Origin of the sequence: Rhizobium sp. NFR03 (assembly GCF_900111275.1) — a bacterium.
Taxonomy (GTDB): Bacteria; Pseudomonadota; Alphaproteobacteria; order Rhizobiales; family Rhizobiaceae; genus Ferranicluibacter.
This window is the reverse complement of record NZ_FOGR01000005.1, coordinates 171,618-188,674: the sequence shown is the minus strand read 5'-3', so window position 1 is coordinate 188,674 and position 17,057 is coordinate 171,618. Positions and strand designations below refer to the sequence as shown.

Annotated in this window: 14 protein-coding genes and 1 tRNA gene; 7 read left to right on the top strand and 8 right to left on the bottom strand. The window is 62.2% G+C overall.

The genetic code is table 11. The features are described from left to right. The first annotated feature begins 114 nt into the window (after window positions 1–114). Window positions 115–483, top strand: a complete 369-nt coding sequence (locus tag BSG19_RS17170) for a winged helix-turn-helix transcriptional regulator (protein ID WP_092989261.1) — start codon at window positions 115–117, stop codon at window positions 481–483. A 47-nt stretch (window positions 484–530) separates the two neighbouring features. Here the strand turns inward: BSG19_RS17170 and BSG19_RS17165 are convergent, their stop codons facing one another. The 4 genes from BSG19_RS17165 to BSG19_RS26130 all read right to left on the bottom strand — a co-directional run bounded on the left by BSG19_RS17165 (window position 531) and on the right by BSG19_RS26130 (window position 8,471). Continuing rightward, window positions 531–1,985: a glutamate synthase subunit beta gene (locus BSG19_RS17165; RefSeq protein WP_092989456.1), complete on the bottom strand. Its 1,455-nt coding sequence runs from the start codon at window positions 1,983–1,985 to the stop codon at window positions 531–533. A gap of 162 nt (window positions 1,986–2,147) precedes the next feature. After that, entirely contained in the window at window positions 2,148–3,209 is a 1,062-nt protein-coding gene (locus tag BSG19_RS17160) for a polysaccharide pyruvyl transferase family protein (RefSeq protein WP_092989260.1), read from the bottom strand. 209 nt (window positions 3,210–3,418) lie between these two features. Beyond that, window positions 3,419–8,170: a glutamate synthase large subunit gene (gene gltB / locus BSG19_RS17155; protein ID WP_244529300.1), complete on the bottom strand. Its 4,752-nt coding sequence runs from the start codon at window positions 8,168–8,170 to the stop codon at window positions 3,419–3,421. Between the two features lie 139 nt (window positions 8,171–8,309). After that, window positions 8,310–8,471 (bottom strand): hypothetical protein, encoded by a 162-nt coding sequence (locus BSG19_RS26130; protein ID WP_170866023.1) that lies wholly within the window; start codon window positions 8,469–8,471, stop codon window positions 8,310–8,312. Window positions 8,472–8,762: 291 nt separating this feature from the next. Between BSG19_RS26130 and BSG19_RS17150 the strand changes: the two genes are divergently transcribed. Continuing rightward, the gene (locus tag BSG19_RS17150) at window positions 8,763–9,818 is read left to right on the top strand and encodes a threonine aldolase family protein (protein ID WP_092989259.1); all 1,056 of its coding nucleotides are present in this window, start codon (window positions 8,763–8,765) and stop codon (window positions 9,816–9,818) included. A gap of 67 nt (window positions 9,819–9,885) precedes the next feature. Here the strand turns inward: BSG19_RS17150 and BSG19_RS17145 are convergent, their stop codons facing one another. After that, window positions 9,886–10,362 carry an Hsp20 family protein gene (locus BSG19_RS17145; RefSeq protein WP_092989258.1) on the bottom strand — a complete coding sequence of 159 codons (477 nt, stop codon included), beginning with the start codon at window positions 10,360–10,362 and terminating at the stop codon, window positions 9,886–9,888. 738 nt (window positions 10,363–11,100) lie between these two features. Between BSG19_RS17145 and BSG19_RS17140 the strand changes: the two genes are divergently transcribed. Next, window positions 11,101–12,066 carry an alpha/beta fold hydrolase gene (locus BSG19_RS17140; protein ID WP_244529311.1) on the top strand — a complete coding sequence of 322 codons (966 nt, stop codon included), beginning with the start codon at window positions 11,101–11,103 and terminating at the stop codon, window positions 12,064–12,066. A gap of 13 nt (window positions 12,067–12,079) precedes the next feature. Here the strand turns inward: BSG19_RS17140 and hisN are convergent, their stop codons facing one another. Together hisN and BSG19_RS17130 are read right to left on the bottom strand one after the other, a co-directional pair. Continuing rightward, window positions 12,080–12,865 (bottom strand): histidinol-phosphatase, encoded by a 786-nt coding sequence (hisN, locus tag BSG19_RS17135; protein ID WP_092989256.1) that lies wholly within the window; start codon window positions 12,863–12,865, stop codon window positions 12,080–12,082. Window positions 12,866–13,271: 406 nt separating this feature from the next. After that, complete coding sequence (locus tag BSG19_RS17130) at window positions 13,272–14,156, bottom strand: N-formylglutamate amidohydrolase (RefSeq protein WP_092989255.1); 885 nt, start codon at window positions 14,154–14,156, stop codon at window positions 13,272–13,274. Between the two features lie 218 nt (window positions 14,157–14,374). Between BSG19_RS17130 and cpdR1 the strand changes: the two genes are divergently transcribed. Together cpdR1 and BSG19_RS17120 are read left to right on the top strand one after the other, a co-directional pair. Continuing rightward, on the top strand, window positions 14,375–14,737 hold the full coding sequence (gene cpdR1, locus BSG19_RS17125) for a response regulator CpdR1 (RefSeq protein WP_018327941.1): 363 nt from the start codon (window positions 14,375–14,377) through the stop codon (window positions 14,735–14,737). A 106-nt stretch (window positions 14,738–14,843) separates the two neighbouring features. Next, window positions 14,844–14,918, top strand: a tRNA-Val gene (locus tag BSG19_RS17120). A 115-nt stretch (window positions 14,919–15,033) separates the two neighbouring features. On the opposite strand, the gene BSG19_RS17115 is transcribed toward BSG19_RS17120, so the two are convergent. Further along, window positions 15,034–15,864, bottom strand: a complete 831-nt coding sequence (locus BSG19_RS17115; protein WP_092989254.1) for a DUF1206 domain-containing protein — start codon at window positions 15,862–15,864, stop codon at window positions 15,034–15,036. Between the two features lie 285 nt (window positions 15,865–16,149). Between BSG19_RS17115 and BSG19_RS17110 the strand changes: the two genes are divergently transcribed. Then, the gene (locus BSG19_RS17110; RefSeq protein ID WP_092989253.1) at window positions 16,150–16,587 is read left to right on the top strand and encodes a plastocyanin/azurin family copper-binding protein; all 438 of its coding nucleotides are present in this window, start codon (window positions 16,150–16,152) and stop codon (window positions 16,585–16,587) included. Window positions 16,588–16,780: 193 nt separating this feature from the next. Next, window positions 16,781–17,008, top strand: a complete 228-nt coding sequence (locus tag BSG19_RS26265; protein ID WP_092989252.1) for a ribbon-helix-helix domain-containing protein — start codon at window positions 16,781–16,783, stop codon at window positions 17,006–17,008. Window positions 17,009–17,057: the final 49 nt, after the last annotated feature.

Sequence of the window (17,057 nt, the reverse complement as noted above, 5' to 3'; positions counted from 1 at the left end):
GCATCGTTACCGGGTCCGTCGTATTTTGAAGTTACTTTTCCATACCGAGGCACTATGAATGACGTTGGTAAGCAGGCGCAAGGAGGCACATTTTTGACACCTGCAAATAGGGACATGACGCTGGAGACGCTGCACGAAACCCATGACTGCCGTATGGCCAGCGCCCTCCTCTCCCGGATCGGCGACAAATGGTCGGTGCTGGTGGTGATGCTGCTGGCACCGGGGCCGAAGCGGTTCAACGCGCTGAAGCGCGCGCTCGGGAGCATCTCCCAGCGCATGCTGACGCTGACGCTGCGCAACCTCGAGAGGGATGGGTTGGTGACGCGGACGATCTACCCAACGATACCGCCGAAGGTGGAATATGCGCTGACCGATCTCGGCCGGTCGCTTCGCGAGCCCGTGCAGGCGCTGGGCAACTGGGCGTTCGAGCATCAGGACCGGATCGATCAGGCGCGGCTGGCTTACGACCGGCGACAGGCGTGAGGATGCCCGGCTTTACCGGACATCCGTTTTCATAAGGCTGCGCGGGATCAGCGCGGCAGGACGCTGGAGCCCATCAGGGACTCATCGATCGCACGCGCCGCCTGACGGCCTTCGCGGATGGCCCAGACGACGAGCGACTGGCCACGGCGCACGTCACCGGCAGCCCAGACCTTGTCGACCGACGTCCGGTAATCCTTGTCGTCGGCAATGACGTTGCTGGAGCCGCGGCGATCCGTATGGATGGCGAGCGCGTCGCCGAGCTCTTCGAGAACGCCAGCCTTCAGCGGGCCGCTGAAGCCGATGGCGATGAAGGCGAGGTCGGCCTTGATGACGAACTCCGTGCCGGGAACCGGCTTGCGGCGATCGTCGACCTGACAGCACTTCACGCCCGTCAAAACACCATCTTCGCCGACGAATTCCAGCGTCGCGACTTGGAACTCGCGAACGGCGCCTTCGGCCTGCGACGAGGAGGTGCGCATCTTCGTGGCCCAGAACGGCCAGACGGCGAGCTTGTCTTCCTTTTCCGGCGGTTGCGGGCGAATGTCGAGCTGCGTTACCTTGACGGCACCCTGACGGAACGCTGTGCCGACACAGTCCGACGCCGTGTCGCCGCCGCCGACGACGACGATGTGCTTGCCACCGGCAAGAATCGGGTCCGAAGGCCAGCCGACGCTGTCGATATTCTCGCGACCGACCCGGCGGTTCTGCTGCACGAGATAGGGCATCGCATCATGCACGCCGGCGAAATCGCCGCCGGGAATGCCGGCGTCGCGCGGCGTCTCGGAGCCGCCGCAATAGAGCACGGCGTCATGCTCTTCGCGCAGGCTTTCCACCGTGCGATCGACACCGATATTGACGCCGTAATGGAAGGTGACGCCTTCGCCGGTCATCTGCTCGACGCGGCGGTCGATGAAGTTCTTCTCCATCTTGAAGTCCGGAATGCCGTAACGCAGCAGGCCACCGGCCTTGGTCTCCCGCTCGTAGACATGCACGGCATGTCCGGCGCGCGCCAGCTGCTGGGCCGCCGCCATGCCGGCAGGGCCTGAGCCGATGATGCCGATCGACTTGCCGGTCTTCGTCACCGCAGGCTTCGGCACGATGTAGCCCATCTCATAGGCCTTGTCGGCGATCGCCTGCTCGATGGTCTTGATGGTAACAGGGGCATCCTCAAGGTTCAGCGTGCAGGCTTCCTCGCAAGGCGCGGGGCAGATGCGGCCGGTGAACTCGGGGAAGTTGTTGGTCGAATGCAGGTTGCGGATCGCCTCTTCCCAGTTGCCGCTGTAGACGAGGTCGTTCCAGTCGGGGATCTGGTTGTGCACCGGGCAGCCGGTCGGGCCGTGGCAGAAGGGAATGCCGCAATCCATGCAGCGTGCCGCCTGCTTCTGCACTTCCGGTTCCGACATCGGGATCGTGAATTCCCGGAAATGGCGGATACGATCGGAGGCCGGCTGATACTTTGCCAGCTGCCGGTCGATTTCCATGAAACCTGTAACCTTGCCCATGACGTAACCCTCAATCATCGCCGTGGAAGCGCCGATGCCACCCGCTCCGCGTCCACCCGTTTCTGTTCCTGACTGCCGAGGTCCGGCAGGCTTTTTTTCACATTGTCGCCAGAACGGCGAACACTCAATCGAATTTCATGACCATAAGACGTTTCATGATCGTCATCTTAAGAACCGGTCCGCGAGCCCCTCGATGAAGGCCTGGCCCGGAAGCCGTTTTCGTTGTGTCGGGAGCGCGGCGATCACCGGCGAATCGAAGGCGCTGCCGCGCGCGCCCTTGCCCATCATGGCAAGCGGTAGCGGGAAGGATTCGATCAGGGGTCTGTCGTCGAAGACCTTTGGCGCCCAGACCTTATCAACGGCGTCGATCACAGCCTGCCAGTTCGTCTTGACCTGCCGGGGCTGGTACCAGATGTCGAGTTCGGAAAGGCCGAGACCGCGATAGAGATCCACGAAACGCAGGTCGATGACGCCGCTCTCGTCGGAGAGATCGATACGACCCAGCCCGGTGCTGCGCGAGCGCGGCGAGAAATAGAGGCAGGGAATGCCGTAGGATTCGGCAAAGACCATGCCGTGAAGGCTGGTCGAGACGATCCGCTTGCAGGACAGGATCTCGTCCAGCCGCTCGCGCAGCGCGCCGATCGTCGTCGGCGTGACCGTGTTGATCAGCTTGACGGATCCCGCATCCGACGGCCCCACATGGTGGCGGCCTTCGGTGTCCTTCGGACGGGCATCGAAGGTGCGCTCGGACAATTCCGCCAGATGCAGAATGACGCCGAGTTCATGGGTCTTCTTGACAGGCGCATCGTGAAAATGCGGCAGGAGCCAGAGCGGATCGCCATAGACGGCAGGCCCGTCGCTGCCGAGAACACGGCGGCTGAACGGTCCGCGCGTCGCGTGAAAGGTGAAACGCGTATCGGCCGGACGGCTATAGGGGATCTTGTCCTCACCATGCTGGCCGGGATTGAGATTTGGAGACGTGCCCGTTCCCCAGACATGCACATGCCCGCCCGCCATCATGTGGCCGATGGTGCCGACGGCAGCAAGACGCGTCTGCCGGCTCTTGCTCGGCGCATGTGTCACCGGCAGTCCCGACATCATCGAAACGATCACCGGAGACAACGCGTCGCCGAGATTGAGATAATCCTCGCCAGCCGGCGGCGTCACCCAGGAGACCGGGATGGCAGCCTTCGACGCGACGATGTCGAGAAGGTCCTTGGACACGTTACACCATGTTCATTCTAGCGCGGATCGAAATGCGCAACTTCAAGATTTCGCGAGAGCGCCCGAGCCGGATCGGGCGCGCCCGTATAGGCTTGGGGCCAGGACCCGCAGGAGAGGCCGGAGCGGCACCATCCGCCCGCCTGGGCAAGACAGATCGCTGGAGGCTCAACCGGGGCAACAGTGAACGTCGCCCCGGACGAGACCGCCGATTACTCGGCAGCCTCCGCCATTTTCATCCGCTCCATGTCTTCGAGCGCGCGACGATACTCGACCGGCATGACCTTGCGGAATTTCGGCCGGAAGTCCGCCCAGTTGTCGAGGATATCCTTGGCGCGGGGCGAACCCGTGTAGTGGAGATGGTTGGAGATGAGCTGTACCAGCCGCTCCTCGTCATGGCGCGTCATGTCGCCGGAGACGTCCACCATGCCCTTGTGCATGAGGTCGCCGCCGTGATGATGCAGCTTCTCCAGCATGTCATCCTCTTCCGGCACCGGCTGCAGCTCGACCATGGCCATGTTGCAGCGCTGCGGGAAGTCGGCGCTCTCGTCCAGAACATAGGCGACGCCGCCCGACATGCCGGCCGCGAAGTTGCGGCCCGTCTCGCCGAGCACGACCACCACGCCGCCCGTCATATATTCGCAGCCATGATCGCCCACGCCCTCGACCACCGCGATGGCGCCCGAGTTGCGCACCGCGAAACGTTCGCCGGCCACGCCGTTGAAGTAGCACTCGCCCGAGATCGCGCCGTAGAGCACCGTGTTGCCGACGATGATCGATTCCGCGGCCTTGATCTTGGACGCTTCGGACGGACGCACGACGATGCGGCCGCCGGAGAGGCCCTTGCCGACATAGTCGTTGCCGTCACCGATCAGGTCGAAGGTGATGCCGCGCGCGAGGAACGCGCCGAACGACTGGCCCGCCGTGCCGCGCAGCGTGACGAAGATCGTATCGTCCTTCAGCCCCTTGTGGCGCCAGCGCTTGGCAACCTCGCCCGAGAGCATCGCACCGGCCGACCGGTCGACGTTCTTGATCGTCGCTTCGATCTTCACGGGCGTCTTGGACTCCAGCGCCAGCATCGCTTCCGCAATCAGCTTGCGGTCGAGAATGTCGTGGATCGGGTGGTTCTGCCTCTCCGTCCAGTAGGTCGCAGCCTTCGGCGCATCCACCTTGTAGAAGATGTTGGAGAAATCGAGCCCGTTCGCCTTCCAGTGCGAAATCAGCGTGTCCTTCTCCAGCAGCTCCGAAGCGCCGATGATGTCGTCGAACTTCGACACGCCGAGTGAGGCGAGGATTTCCCGCACCTCTTCGGCCACGAAGAAGAAATAGTTGACCACATGCTCGGGCGCACCCTTGAAGCGCTTGCGCAGAACGGGATCCTGCGTCGCCACACCCACCGGACAGGTGTTCAGGTGGCACTTGCGCATCATGATGCAGCCGGCGGCAATCAGTGGCGCGGTGGAGAAGCCGAACTCGTCGGCACCCAGAAGAGCGCCGATGATGACGTCGCGGCCGGTCTTCAGGCCGCCATCCACCTGCAGGGCGATGCGCGAGCGCAGGCCGTTCAGCACCAGCGTCTGGTGCGTCTCGGCAAGGCCGATTTCCCACGGGCTGCCGGCATGTTTGAGCGAGGTCAGCGGCGACGCGCCGGTGCCACCATCATAGCCGGAGACCGTGATATGGTCGGCGCGTGCCTTGGCGACGCCGGCCGCAACCGTGCCGACACCGACTTCCGAAACGAGCTTGACCGAAACATTCGCTTCCGGATTGACGTTCTTCAGGTCGTAGATCAGCTGGGCCAGATCTTCGATAGAGTAGATGTCGTGGTGCGGCGGCGGCGAGATGAGACCGACGCCGGGCGTGGAATGCCGGGTCTTGGCAACCGTCGCGTCCACCTTGTGGCCGGGCAGCTGACCGCCTTCGCCGGGCTTTGCACCCTGCGCTACCTTGATCTGCAGCATGTCCGCATTGACCAGATATTCCGTCGTCACGCCGAAGCGCCCCGATGCCACCTGCTTGATGGCGGAACGTTCCGGGTTCGCCGAACCGTCATGAAGCGGGAAATAGCGGTCGCTCTCCTCGCCGCCCTCGCCGGTGTTCGACTTGCCGCCGATCCGGTTCATGGCGATGGCGAGCGTCGTGTGCGCCTCACGCGAGATGGAGCCGAAGGACATGGCGCCGGTCGAGAAGCGCTTGACGATTTCGGACGCCGGCTCGACCTCGTCGATCGAGATCGGCGTGCGGCCGAGACCTTCCGCGCCCTTGATGGTGAAGAGGCCGCGAATGGTGTTCATGCGCAGCGCGTCGCCATTCACCATGTCGGCGAACTCGCGATAACGGTCCTGCGCATTGCCGCGGACGGCATGCTGGAGCGAGGCGATCGAATCCGGCGACCAGGCGTGACCTTCGCCGCGCATGCGGTAGGCATATTCGCCGCCGACATCGAGCGTGTTGGTCAGCACCGGATCGGGACCGAAGGCCGCCTGGTGACGGTTGAAGGTCTCCTCGGCGATCTCCTTGAGGCCGATGCCTTCGATCTGCGTCGCCGTGCCGAAGAAATAGCGTTCGATCAGCTCGCTTGAGAGACCGACGGCATCGAAGATCTGCCCGCCGCAATAGGACTGGTAGGTCGAGATGCCCATCTTGGACATGACCTTGAGGATCCCCTTCCCCACAGCCTTGATGTAGCGATAGACGATCTCGCTGCTGTCGACTTCCTTGGGGAATTCGCCGCGCTTGTGCATGTCGGTCAGCGTGTCGAAAGCGAGATAGGGGTTGATCGCCTCCGCGCCATAGCCGGCGAGAAGCGCGAAATGGTGGATCTCGCGCGGCTCGCCCGATTCGACCACGAGACCGACCGAGGTGCGGAGCCCCTTGCGGATCAGGTGGTGGTGAACGGCAGCGGTCGCGAGCAGCGCGGGGATCGCGATGCGGTCCGGACCGACCTGCCGGTCGGAGAGCACGATGATGTTGTAGCCACCCTTGACGGCGGCTTCGGCGCGCTCGCAGAGCCGGTCGAGAATTTCCGGCATGCCTTCGGCACCGCGCGCGACATCATAGGTGAAGTCGAGCGTCTTGGTGTCGAACCGGTCTTCCGTATGGCCGATGGAGCGGATCTTTTCCAGATCGCCATTGGTCAGGATCGGCTGGCGCACTTCGAGCCGCTTGGCGTGCGATGCGCCGACATGATCGAGGATGTTCGGCCGCGGCCCGATGAACGAGACGAGGCTCATCACCAGCTCTTCGCGGATCGGGTCGATCGGCGGGTTGGTGACCTGCGCGAAGTTCTGCTTGAAATAGGTGTAGAGCAGCTTCGACTTCGACGACATGGCCGAGATCGGCGTATCCGTACCCATGGAGCCGATGGCTTCCTGACCCGTCGTCGCCATCGGCGACATCAGGATCTTGGTGTCTTCGAGCGTATAGCCGAAGGCCTGCTGGCGATCGAGCAGCGACACGTCGCGGCGCAACGCCCGCGGCTCCACCGGCTTCAGCTCTTCGAGGATCAGCTGCGTGTTGTCGAGCCACTTGCGATAGGGATGCTGGCTGGCGAGCGAGGACTTCACCTCCTCGTCCGAGATGATGCGGCCTTCCTCCATGTCGATCAGCAGCATCTTGCCCGGCTGCAAACGCCACTTCTTGACGATGCTCTCTTCCGGCACCGGCAGCGTGCCGGCTTCGGACGCGAGGATGACGCGGTCATCATCGGTGACGAGATAGCGCGCGGGGCGTAGACCATTGCGGTCGAGCGTCGCGCCGATCTGGCGGCCGTCGGTGAAACAGACCGCAGCCGGCCCGTCCCACGGCTCCATCAGGGCGGCATGGTATTCGTAGAACGCCTTGCGCTCAGGTCCCATCAGCTGGTTGCCGGCCCAAGCCTCGGGGATCAGCATCATCACGGCATGGGAGAGCGAGTATCCGCCCTGCACGAGGAATTCGAGCGCGTTGTCGAAGCAGGCGGTGTCCGACTGCCCTTCGTAGGAAATCGGCCACAGCTTGGAGATATCGTCGCCGAAGAGCGGCGAGGACACGGACGCCTGACGCGCCGCCATCCAGTTGACGTTGGAGCGAAGCGTGTTGATTTCGCCGTTATGGGCGACCATGCGGTAGGGATGCGCAAGCTTCCAGGACGGGAAGGTGTTGGTGGAGAAACGCTGGTGCACGAGCGCGACCGCGCTTTCGAACCGGGGATCCTCCAGATCCTTGAAATAGGCCGCTACCTGATAGGCAAGGAACATGCCCTTGTAGATGATCGTCTTCGACGACAGCGACACGGGATAGAAGCCGGTTTCCGCGCCCTTGTAGGCGTCGTAGATCCGGTTGGAAATGACCTTGCGCAGCGTGAAGAGGCGGCGCTCGAATTCGGCATTCGTCGCGGCGTCGCGACCGGCGCCGATGAAGACCTGAACGTGGCGCGGCTCCGTCGCAGCGATATGCGGCGCCTTCGACAGCGAAGAATTATCGACAGGCACGTCACGGAAGCCCAGCAGGGACTGGCCTTCTTCCGCGACGACATCGGCGATGACCTGCTTGAAATGGGCGACCTGCGCCTCGTCCTGCGGCATGAACATGTAGCCGACGGCGTAATCACCGGCCCGCGGCAGGGTTACGCCCTGAGCCGCCATCTCCTCGCGGAAAAAGCGATCCGGGATCTGCACCAGAATGCCGGCGCCATCACCCATCAGCGGGTCGGCGCCCACGGCGCCGCGATGCGTCAGGTTCTCGAGAATGAACAGGCCGTCGCGCACGATCTGGTGCGACTTGACGCCCTTCATATGGGCGACGAAGCCGACGCCGCAGGCATCATGCTCGTTGCGCGGGTCATAGAGCCCCTGCTTTGCCGGCAGACCGCCCTTGTAAGTGTTTTCCGGGAAAGCTTTCGGGAACACGGCCGTCGTCGTCGCGATGGCCTGAGCCTCTTCGCGCCGGGATGCGGCGTCATGTGATGGCGTGATCTGCGTCATCGTCTTCCCTCCAGTTGCGGCCCTTCTCTCTCGGGCCTGCCGTCGTCGGGGCGCACGCGCGGCTTCAACCGCGTTGTGTCGCCCGGTCTATCGTTGCATGATCCTGTGCCGCTCGCAAACGAAGCTTGGCGGTGCCGGGTCAGATGATCCGCGACCATTTGACAGGGAACACCGGCATCAAGCCGGACACACGAGAGACCTTGCGGTTCGCCGCGTGAGAAGGTGTTTCCCTGTTCAGACCCTGCGCCGCTTGGATGTGCGCTTCAGGCCATTCGGTCGTCAGACCGAAATAGGACAGCAAGCCTGTCCTATTTCACAGGCTCTATGCCAGAAAGTGCCAGGGACTGCAAGGGAGACGGCAGAAATATTCAGTGTCATCAATCCGAAAATGTCTCCTTCTCCGGCGTTGACGAAAGAATATTGCGTATAATTGCCAGCACCTTTCCTTTGGTTTCAAACTGGTCTGCAATTGTTCTGATCGTATCATGTCAGGATTGGATTGCCGACGCCCTCTGATTATGGTCGCCAGTATGGTTCGTCGCGCTCTCGCGCGGCGCGATCCGCCCTCTTCTCTCGACCATCGGAAGCCCCCATGATCTTTTCCTCCGACAACTGGGCCGGCGCCCATCCTCTCATTGCGGAAAGCCTGGTAAAGGCAGCTCCGGGCTTTGCCCCTGCCTATGGCACGAGCCCGCTCGACCGCAGGGTCGAGGCGATGCTGGCCGAGGTCTTCGAGCGGGAAGTCGCTGTCTTCTTCGTCGGCACCGGCACGGCGGCCAACTCGCTGGCCTTTGCCAGCGTCACACGCCCCGGCGGTCATGTATTTTGCCACCGCGAGGCGCATGTGAATTCCGATGAGTGCGGCGCGCCGGAATTCTTCTCGCTCGGCGCGCGCATGGCGCCGGTCGATGGCGCCTTCGGCAAGATGGACCCCGAGCGGCTGGAAGCCGAGATCAAGCGCTTTCCGCCCGGTTTCGTTCACGCGGGCCAACCGATGGCGGTGACGCTGACGCAAGCGACGGAAGCCGGCACGGTCTACACGCTCGACGAGATCTCAGCGATTTCGCAGATCGCACAGAGCTATAACCTGCCGTTGCACATGGACGGCGCGCGCTTTGCCAATGCGCTGGTCGCGCTGGATGCGACCCCGGCCGAGATGACCTGGAAGCGCGGCGTCGACATTCTCTCCTTCGGCGGCACCAAGAACGGGTGCTGGTGCGCCGAAGCTCTTATTCTCTTCGACCCGAAGAAAACCGGCGACATGCCGTATCTGCGCAAGCGCTCGGCCCAGCTCTTCTCCAAGACCCGCTTCGTCTCGGCCCAGCTCGAAGCCTATCTGGACAAGAACCTCTGGCTCGACCTTGCGCGCCACGCCAATGCGATGGCCAAGCGGCTCGCCGACGGCATCGCCGACAGCAACAGCGCCCGCCTTGCCTGGCCCTCGAATGCCAACGAGCTTTTCGTGATCCTGAAGACGGCGAATGCAGACGCTCTGAAAGAGAAGGGCGCGCTCTTCTACGACTGGCCCGTGCCGCATGCACTGGCTGGCACGCTGGGTGCGGATGAAGGCCTGTATCGTCTGGTGACCAGCTTCGCCACCGAACCGGCCGATGTCGATGCCTTCCTCGAAGGCTGCCGCAGCGCTTGAAACCACAAACGAAAAACGGCGCCCCTTTCGGGACGCCGTCTCTTGGCATCAGGAGATCGGCCGTCGATCAGTTGACGCTGGCTTCGACCTGGTTCGCCTCGATCTGCTTCGGTGCGCTCTGCGCAGCGGAGATTTCGATGCGGCGCGGCTTGGCTGCTTCCGGGATCTCACGCAGGAGATCGATATGCAGCAGGCCGTTCTTCAGGGAAGCGGAGCGGATTTCCACATATTCGGCCAGCTGGAAGCGGCGCTCGAAGGCGCGCTTGGCAATGCCGCGATACAGGAACTGGTTTTCAGCCGTCTGCTCCTCGCTCTTCTCGCCCTTGACCGTCAGCGTGTGTTCCCGTGCTTCGATCGAAAGTTCGCTTTCGTCGAAACCGGCAACCGCCATGGTGATCCGGTAGGTGTTCTCACCGGTCCGCTCGATATTGTAAGGCGGATAGCTCTGCGACTGGTCGGGCTGGCCGAGGCTGTCGAGCATGGTGAACAGCCGGTCGAAGCCGACGGTGGAGCGGTAGAGGGGAGAAAAATCAACGTGACGCATGGTGTCCTCACTATTCGAGCAACGTGTTGCGATGTCTGGCCCGTCATCCCGTAAGCGGCGATGAAAAGGCCGGTGGCCGGGCCCTCTTCGGCGCCCGTGACCATGAGATGGGAATGGCGATTTCGACCGTCAAGAGGCCTTCGAACGACATATTCGCGAGGCGTCGAAAATTTTTTGACGTCCTCGATGGCAAGCCAAATCCTTGATTTAGTGAGACTGCGTGACCATGCCCGAGTACGGGCATCGATATAAACGCAGGATGAACGGCCGGTTCCGTTTCGGTTCACCTGACCTCCGCTAAAACGGGTTCATCGAGACAGGAGCAAGACAGCAGCCGGATCGTCCCTGAAAGGTTGCATTCCCGTTGCGCCCCTGTTTCGCCCTTCCGGGCCGGAAGCGGTTCCCCGCCGCTCCGGCCCCTTTTTTGGTCGGGTGCCGTTCACGGCATTCCTTTGACGAGACGCCGTCCTCGTAATATTCCATCCGGTGCGGCCGCGCCCTCAGCCGTTCACCCGCCCGAAAGGCTGCGGGTCTAGAATGGCACTTTACGGCACTGCCGCATGACGTCGAGACGGCCGATCGGAACTTCAGATGCAGACACACTCCGCTCCGGAAAACCATGACACAGGCAACTCTGAGAGCGTTGTCGCGTCGCCAACGACGAGGTCCGGAGATGTCCCCTGCGCGGAAGATTCCACACTTTTGAAACCTCGTCTTTTCCCGACGCCTGACAATCCCATACCGCCTGCCGCCGCCGATCTGCGTCGCCACACCGTCGGCTTCTTTACCGGCGCCGGTGGACGACGGCTGCGCTATGCCGTTTTCCGCAGCGGCGACGTCGCCGCCAAGGGCACCGTGGTCCTCCTCCACGGTCGCAACGAATCCATTGAAAAATACTTCGAGATGATCGGCGATCTGCTCGCCCGCGGTCTCTGGGTCGCAACCTTCGACTGGCGGGGCCAGGCCGGATCGGAGCGCCTGCTGAAGCAGCTGCGCCGGGGTCATGTGCGGCGCTTTTCGGACTATGAGGAGGACCTGTCGATCTTCCTTGAAAAGATCGTGCTGCCGGATACGCGCCTGCCGTTCTTCCTTGTCGCCCACTCCATGGGTGCGCTGGTGGCGCTGGCACAGGCGCCGCGGCTGGCAACGCGGATCGACCGCATGGTGCTGAACGCGCCGTTCGTAGCCCTCGGCAACCAGCGCATGAGCCATGGCAAGATCGGCCTGCTCTCGGCCGCCTTCAGCCTGTTCGGCCTTGGTGCCTTGGCCCTCTCGAAAGAGCAGCCCATGCTCTTTCCGCAGAACCTCGTTTCCTCGGACCCTGTGCGCTACGCCCGCAACGCCGCGATCACACAGGCTCATCCAGAACTGGCGCTGGGAGCCCCGAGCGCGCGCTGGCTGCACGAAACCTTCCGCGCCATCCGCCGCGTCACGCGCCGCGAGCACTTGACCCGCATCACCGTGCCGACGCTGCTGCTCGCCCCTACCCGCGACCGTCTGGTGCCCTATGCCGCCATCGAGGCGCTGGCGCGCAACTTCCGCGCCGCCACGCTCATCCCCATCGACGGCGCTCGCCATGAGGTCTTTCAAGAGGACGATCGCTACCGCGCGCAGGCGATGGCGGCGCTCGATGCCTTCATTCCCGGCAGCACGGGGCCTGACGTCACGGAGAGCCTGAGCGGCAACGACATGCTCGTGCTCTGAGCATCGCTCGGCGTTAACCCCTGAGGATCGCCAAAGCCTCGGCATGGAGCGCCGCGCTTCCGGCAGCAATCACCTCGCCGCCCATTTCGGCGCGACCGCCGTTCCAGTCCGTTACGATACCGCCAGCCTGCTCGATCAATGGAATGAGACCGCCGACATCGTAAGGCTTCAGGCCGGCTTCGATGACAAGATCGATATGCCCGGCCGCCAGAAGCGCAAAGGCATAGCAATCGCAGCCGTAGCGGGCGAGACGCACCTTGTCCTGCACCGCCTCGAACTTCGTCTTGATGTCGCCGTGGTAGAGCGCCGGCGAGGTCGTGAACATGATCGCTTCCGACAGCGATCCGCAGTCCCGTGTTGCCAGCATCCGCTCACCCTCCGGACCCCTGTAGTGCGTAACGCCGTTCGCAGCGAAGTAGCGCTCGCCGGTGAAAGGCTGGTCCATCAGGCCCATCACGGCCCGGCCCTTGTGGTAGAGCCCGATCAACGTGCCCCAGACCGGTAGGCCGGAGATAAAGGCGCGCGTGCCGTCGATCGGATCGATGACCCAGACGTAATCGCGATCCGCGCCCACAGTGCCATATTCCTCGCCGAGAATGCCGTGGTCTGGAAACGTCTCCTCGATCAGGGCCCGGATCGCTCGCTCCGCCGCCTGGTCGCCTTCCGTCACCGGATCGAACCCGCTTTCAGGCGCATTGGCAAGCTTGTTGGCAACACCGATGCCCATGCGAAACCGCGGCAGCGTCTCCGCCTTGGCGGCGTCCGCAAGGCGGTCGAAGAACGAGCGGTCCGGCAGCATGGCATTCTCCTGGGGAGTGGGCCTGAAGATCGGCCCCGAAGTGGATTTGAGAATGCTTAGACGAAATTTTTGAAAAGAAAATGCAGAACAAGATTTCAGCAGTTTTCCCACCATCCGCACAAGCCGTATGCACATTTCGTCGCCAGCACCAGATTTCCGCATCATTAATAGGCGATAGTAGAAATTATCTCGTGAAAGCCGCAGCTTAGACCTGTCACCGATTCGTCATGTGGCAGCACACGGCCTTGACAATTGTGCGTCGCAATATCAAACTCATCCTACAGTCACTCGTGGCTGTAAATACCCTCCTTGGGTGTTTCCTCCCTAGACTTAGCCGCGCGACAAGCGCGGTTTTTTTTGACCGGTCGCCAACGCTGGCGATACCTCGCCGGAATGTCAGGGATATCTATTCCGCGGCGAGCGGCAGGCTCTCGGTGGAGCTTTCCACATGAGCCGCAAATTCCGCGAAGAACGTTCCGAGGATATGCGCCAGCCAGTCGAATTCCGGCTTTTTGACGAGCGTCGTCTCATCCACATAGAGCCCGCGATTGATCTCGATCTGCAGCGCGTGCAAGCCGCGCGTCGGGCGTCCGTAATGCTCCGTGATGAACCCGCCGGCATAGGGCTTGTTGCGCGTCACCGTGAAGCCGAGATCCTCCAGCAGCGTCACGGCCATGCGGGAAAGATCGGCCGAGGCGCTGGTGCCGTAACGGTCGCCAATGATGATATCCGGCCGCATGCCGCTACCCGCAACGCGGACATTGCCCGGCATCGAATGGCAATCGATCAGGATCGCTCGCCCGAACAGAACATGTGTGCGCGCGATCAGCCGACGGAGCGTGGCATGATAGGGCTTGTAGATCGTCTCGATCCGCTCCAGCGCATCCTCCACCGGCATACGGGTGCGATAGATCTCCATATTCTCAGCCACCAGGCGCGGCACGGTGCCGAGACCGCCGGCGACCCGCATGGAACCGATATTGGCATGCGGCGGCAACGCGCCGTCGAACATGCGGGGATCGAGCTCGTAAGGTTCGCGATTGACGTCGAGAAAAGCACGGGGGAAATGCGCGACCAGCATCGGCGCACCGAGCGCGACAGCGCAGCCGAAAAGCTCGTCCACATAATGATCCTCTGAGCGGCGGATGGCGCGCGCATCAAGCCGCGACTGCGCGAGAAACGCCTCGCTATAGAGCCTGCCGCTATGCGGAGAATTGAAAACAAAGGGAATTCTCTGATGGTCCGGCTCGCGAACGCAAAACAGGTCGTGCTCCCGAACCGTCTCCTCCATCGCGATCCTTTTTACCATGTCGTCATCTTGCCGCTTCGTTCATGTTGCCAGTTGGACGCAACTGTGTCCATAGTCGCCCTTCACGAGGGTTGCGGGCTCGCGTGTCGCCCGGCCTTGACGGCCGGTCTTCACGGGATATTTACCCCATCGCGGTTTCATGAAGCGACCGCACCTTCCCGTCATGACATTAAGACCTAGACAGCAACGGCTGGAAATCCATGAGTCCCAAAATTCTCCTCGCAGAAGACGACAACGACATGCGCCGTTTCCTGGTGAAGGCGCTGGAAAAAGCCGGTTACAAGGTCCTTTCCTTCGATAACGGCGCCAGTGCCTACGACCGGCTTCGGGAAGAGCCTTTCTCGCTTCTCCTCACCGACATTGTCATGCCGGAAATGGACGGGATCGAGCTCGCGCGCCGCGCGACCGAACTTGATCCGGACCTCAAGGTCATGTTCATCACCGGCTTCGCTGCCGTGGCGCTGAACCCCGACAGCAAGGCCCCGAAGGATGCAAAAGTCCTCTCCAAGCCCTTCCACCTGCGCGATCTCGTTGATGAAGTGAACAAGATGCTCGCCGCCTGACAAGGCGCCGGCACAAGCCCCCGCGCCGGCCCGCCTCTTTTGTCAAAAAAGCATCATGATGCCAGTTGACGCTCTAAAAGGTTTGTGGTCTATGCGCGGCACGGATGGGCGTGTAGCTCAGCGGGAGAGCACTACGTTGACATCGTAGGGGTCACAGGTTCAATCCCTGTCACGCCCACCATCCTATTCAAAAGCCCTGTTTCGACAGGGCTTTTTTTGTTTCGCAAGTTCCGTGTTCTTTGCGCTGTCATAACAATGACAACGCAGAATCAGCGCCTGGCGGATCAAAAACAGCGCTATGAAAGTCTGTCGACAGCCGATGCGGCCTTCGCCATGCCGCGCTTTACATCGGCCTGCTCCGGTGCGTCGATCCGGCGGTAGCGGGCTTCGATGAAGCTGTAGAGACCGAAAGCGACCAGACCGGCAGCGGCGAGAGCGTAGAGATAGGTTCCCGAGGGAAGATTGCGCACCCAGTCCAGCGCCTCCGGCACACTGCCTGCCTGTGCTGAGTCCACGACCACAGCCGCAAACACGAAGAACCCGCCGGTGATCGACAGCACGACACCGCGCGCGACGAGACCGAAGACGGAAACGCCGCCGAGGAGGTCGCTTTTGCCGGACGGCAGCTGAAGGCGCTCCCGGTATTTTCCCGATATGCCGCGCCATGCCTGGACGGCGCCTGCAGCGATGATGACCAGGCCCAACACGCCGACGAGGAAGCGGCCGAACGGCTGCTGCATCAGCCAGGCAGCCGGGCTGCCTCCCCCATCCGAAGACCCGCCGGATGCTATGACCAATCGCGCCGCCGCAAGCGCCAGCACGCCGTTGATGATACCGCTTGCAAGGTTACCCCCACGGGCCAGATAGCCCTTCAGGTTGTTTTCCTGATTGTCGGCATTGAGAAGCGCTTGCGCCAACCGCCACAGGACATGCCCGACAAGCCCGATCGCGACCGTTCCCAGCAGGAAGCGACCGAAAGGCTGTCCGAGAAGGTTGGAGAGCGCACCATGTGTGCTCGCCTCTTCACCCGCAGACGAGCCGAGAAGGGCAATCAGGCCGAGCGTTATGTAGACGACGCCGCGCGCTGCGTAGCCCCACCGGGCGAGAAATTCGAACTTGTTTGTCATTTTTCCCCTCGATCACTTTGCGGCCATTACTGGCGAGGCCAGGTGACACCGGCCCGCGTCCCGTTGGTCTGCTCTTCGGGAGAAGACATTGATCGTTGCGGCAGATTTTCAATGACCTGAGCGGTCTCCCGAGCATGGGCGAGAAAGCTGTTCCCCCGAATATGAAACGGATGCCTCATTGGAGCCGACGGGTGATCGACAGGATATGTCGGTGAAGATCAACGCTCGCGGAGCGGGATACGGATGTGTTCCGTGCCGTGTAAGCCTCTGCAAAAGGATTATCCCATGATCTCCCTGTCTAAAACGGCGCTCTCCATTTTCACGGCCGCCGGATGCGCGCTTCTCGCCACCACGGCTTTTGCTGCCAGCACGATCAAGGTCGTGGAAACCGGCGAAGGCGGCGGGACCATGGGGTTGAGCCTGGAGCCCGCCACAGTCAAGGCCGGTGCCGCCACATTCAGCGTTCACAATGCCGCCGTTGGCGAGGAGCACGAAATGATCGTCGTGCGGCTGAAGTCGCCTGACCAGAAGATACCGCTGAACGTGGCCAAGAACCGGGTCGATGAAAGCAAGCTGAAGAGCCTTGGCGAAGTGGAGGACCTGAAGCCGGGTGCCGACGGGCAGCTGAAGACCCGCCTCAAGGCCGGAACGTATCTGGTGTTCTGCAACATCAAGGGCCACTATGAAGCCGGGATGCAGGCCAGGCTGACGGTGACACCGTAACCGGAACTGGATTATCACCGGGGGATGACAAAGATGCGCAGCGCAGTGGATACCCCTTCCACTGCGCTCGTGGTCTGCACGCCGATGATCATTGACACCGGCGTTTCAATAGTTCGGCCTTTTGCTGAAAGGGAACGATTGGGACACGCGCACGTTGTCCGGCATCGACCCTCAAAACTGCGAGGCTTGCCGCATGACGACCCTCCCCGACGATCTCGAGACAGCGCTTGCCGCCCACTCCCGGCAGCAGAACATCTCGCGTGACGAAGCCATCCGGCGCATCGTTCGCGAATGGATGCGCACGCATGGATTTCTGGAGGACAAGGATGAAGAGGGTGCATCGGCTTCACCCCCGCCTGGGAAGCCGGATCCTGAATTCGTGCAGTATCCGGGCTATTTTAAAGGTGAAGGCAGTCTTTGATGGAATAGCCCACAAGGAAACGGCCGCTACAATCATGTAGCGGCCGTTT

What these genes read in the sequence shown, in the direction of transcription:
- BSG19_RS17170 (WP_092989261.1), top strand. Translation starts at nt 115, where the DNA reads ATGACGCTGGAGACGCTGCACGAAACCCATGACTGCCGTATGGCCAGC.
- BSG19_RS17165 (WP_092989456.1), bottom strand. Translation starts at nt 1,985, where the DNA reads ATGGGCAAGGTTACAGGTTTCATGGAAATCGACCGGCAGCTGGCAAAG.
- gltB (WP_244529300.1), bottom strand. Translation starts at nt 8,170, where the DNA reads ATGACGCAGATCACGCCATCACATGACGCCGCATCCCGGCGCGAAGAG.
- BSG19_RS17150 (WP_092989259.1), top strand. Translation starts at nt 8,763, where the DNA reads ATGATCTTTTCCTCCGACAACTGGGCCGGCGCCCATCCTCTCATTGCG.
- BSG19_RS17145 (WP_092989258.1), bottom strand. Translation starts at nt 10,362, where the DNA reads ATGCGTCACGTTGATTTTTCTCCCCTCTACCGCTCCACCGTCGGCTTC.
- hisN (WP_092989256.1), bottom strand. Translation starts at nt 12,865, where the DNA reads ATGCTGCCGGACCGCTCGTTCTTCGACCGCCTTGCGGACGCCGCCAAG.
- BSG19_RS17130 (WP_092989255.1), bottom strand. Translation starts at nt 14,156, where the DNA reads ATGGAGGAGACGGTTCGGGAGCACGACCTGTTTTGCGTTCGCGAGCCG.
- cpdR1 (WP_018327941.1), top strand. Translation starts at nt 14,375, where the DNA reads ATGAGTCCCAAAATTCTCCTCGCAGAAGACGACAACGACATGCGCCGT.
- BSG19_RS17115 (WP_092989254.1), bottom strand. Translation starts at nt 15,864, where the DNA reads ATGACAAACAAGTTCGAATTTCTCGCCCGGTGGGGCTACGCAGCGCGC.
- BSG19_RS17110 (WP_092989253.1), top strand. Translation starts at nt 16,150, where the DNA reads ATGATCTCCCTGTCTAAAACGGCGCTCTCCATTTTCACGGCCGCCGGA.
- BSG19_RS26265 (WP_092989252.1), top strand. Translation starts at nt 16,781, where the DNA reads ATGACGACCCTCCCCGACGATCTCGAGACAGCGCTTGCCGCCCACTCC.